Here is a 2,556-nt window from a genome sequence, read left to right as displayed (position 1 = left end):
GCCAGTACGCCCGGGGTCACCAGCCACCCGAAAACCGGCCATGCGAGCCCCGCGGCAACGGGTGCCAGCGCCAGCGCATACACCAGTGCACCAAAGGCGCCCTCGCGCATGTTGCGCACGGTGAGACGGCCGACGAGGACGGCGTCCGCCACCGCGTGGAGGGAATCACGCACCAGGGTCACGTCGGCGCTGTCGACGGCGACCTCGCTGCCCCGGGCCACCGCGATGCCGACATCCGCGCCCGCCAGCGCAAGGGTGTCGTTGACACCGTCGCCGACCATGCCGACCCGCTCCCCCGACTGCTGGAGGTAACGGATATGGCGGGCCTTGTCCTCGGCACGCACACCGGCGCGCACCTCGCCGATGGCCGCGCTCTCCGCGACCGCCCGGGCCGCGCGGGGCTCATCGCCGGTGAGCATCACCACCCGCAGGCCCAGCCGGCGCAGCCGGGTCACCGAGTCCCGGGCCTCGGGACGCAGCGGTGCCGCCAGTGCCAGCGCGCCGGCCAGGACCCCGTTGGCGGCGACGAACAGCGGCGTGCTGCCCTCGTCCAGAAGCTCCAGGCCGCGCTTGCTGAGCGGATTGTCTATTCGCGCCGCGGCCAGCGCCCGGTGTGTACCGACGACCACGTCGCGGCCGTCGATCCGGCCACGCAGTGCGCCGCCGGGCAGGCGCTCGACGTCCTCGGCCACCCCCGCCCGGATGCTGCGCTCCTGTGCGGCCCGGCTCACCGGCCCGGGACGTTCACCGGCCTCCACCGCCGCCGCCCAGCGGAAGATGTCACGGATGGCAACCCCGTCCACGGGCTCGACGGCGACCACCTCGGCGGCCGCGGCGGTGAGCGTGCCGGTCTTGTCCAGGGCGATCACCGACAGTCCCGCGAGGGCGTCCAGGACGTCCGGCTGGCGGGCGATTACGCCGAACTCCACCAGGCGTACGAGGCCGGCATTCAGGGCGAGGGGCACCGCCAGGGGCACCGCGGGCGACGCCGCGAGCACCAGCAGTACGCACGCGGACAGCAGTGCCTGCCCGGGGGTCCCGTCGAGCAGCCACCAGCTGGCCAGGGACAGCACCGCCGCCGTCAGGGCACCGGCGAGCAGCCAGCCGAGGAGCCGGTCCAGGCCGTGGCAGGGACGGCGGCTCGGACCACCGGGACGGTGAACCCCCGCGATGATGCCGGCCAGCTCCCCTTCGCCGGGCGGCCGCGTCACCACCATCGTGAAGCCGCCGTCCCGGCACAGGGTGCCCGCGAGGACCCGGTCACCGGGCTCGCGGCTGACCACGCCTTCCGTTCCGGTAAACGCAGACTCGTCCACGCTCGCCCGTCCCGTCTCGATGCGGCCGTCGGCGGGCACACGTTCGCCGCCGTCGACATGGACCCGGGCCCCCTCCGTGAGCCGCGACGCCGGCACCCGCCGCCAGCCGCGGGCGGTATGCTCGGCGGCCGTGGCCGGCAGCAGCGCCTTCAGGCTGTCCACCGGGCGCGCGACCGGCCCCGCACCCCGGCCCATCAACGCGACCCCGGCCTGGTAGACCGCGAGGGCAAACAGCGGGAACGCCAGGTACCCGCCCTGCCCCTCCGGCACGAGCAGTGCCGGGGCGGCAAGCACCAGCAGCGCGTGTGCGACACTCGCGGCCACGCCGCCGCATACCAGCCCCAGTGCGGGGACGCACCGCGGCCGCTCCCGGGCCGCCCCGCGGGCCAGCGCCGCGGGCAGGGCCCGGACCGTCACCAGCGCGACCACCGCCACACCGGCCACGCGCCACGCGGGCCCCGCCCCCAGTGCCTGCGCATAGGTATCGATGATGAGGAGCACGACCCCGGCGAACGCGGCGGCCACGGCCAAGCGCCCGGTCCGCGGGTCCGCGTCGCGGGAGGGACCGGCAGCGATCACGGTATAGCCGAGCGGGGCCAGCACCGTAACGAGGTCCGTCTCGCTGACCTCGCCGCGCACGATCAGCCTTCGCTGCCCGGGCTTCAGCCAGACACCGCTGACGCCGCCGATACGGGCGACCGCCGCCTCCACGGCGGCCCGCGCGGCGGCCGGCACCGGCTCGCGGATCTCGAAGGAGCGGCAGCGGACCGCACTCCAGCACATGCTTATCTCCCCGTTTCGACACCGGCGGCATCCCCTGCGGACCGGGTCCCGCTGCTATGCTGAACACCGGACGTCACGGTTATCGAGGGTCCGGACCACGGGAGCGAAGGATGCCGCAGACGATTGTATTCGATGTAAACGAGACGCTGCTCGATCTGGCCGCGCTGGATCCGGTCTTCGAGCGGCTGTTCGGCGACGCCGGCGCCCGCCGGGAATGGTTCGCCCAGGTCCTGCAGAGCGCGATGACCGTCACGCTGACCGGCCGTTACGAGGACTTCAGCACCGTCGGGGCGGCGGCACTGAGCATGGTCGCGCAACGGCGCGGTGTCACCCTGGAGCGGGCCGGCCGCCAGGATGTCGCCGCCGGCATGCGCCGGCTGCCGCCCCACCCGGAGGTTGCGGACGCCCTCGCCCGCCTGCGGGATGCCGGCTTCCCGCTGGTGGCCCTGACCAACTC

2 protein-coding genes are annotated in these 2,556 nt (G+C 74.5%); one reads left to right on the top strand and one right to left on the bottom strand.

Annotation, left to right across the window (positions count from 1 at the left end):
- Positions 1-2,099, bottom strand: a 2,099-nt coding sequence (locus G7A99_RS17965; protein ID WP_163142745.1) for a cation-translocating P-type ATPase, incomplete at its 3' end; no start/stop codon positions are given.
- Positions 2,100-2,209: 110 nt separating this feature from the next.
- Between G7A99_RS17965 and G7A99_RS17960 the strand changes: the two genes are divergently transcribed.
- Positions 2,210-2,556: HAD family hydrolase (locus tag G7A99_RS17960; protein ID WP_371807631.1), on the top strand; the 347-nt coding region annotated here is incomplete at its 3' end.

It is taken from the genome of Arhodomonas sp. KWT (assembly GCF_010993615.1).
This window is presented reverse-complemented; position numbering and strand designations above follow the sequence as displayed.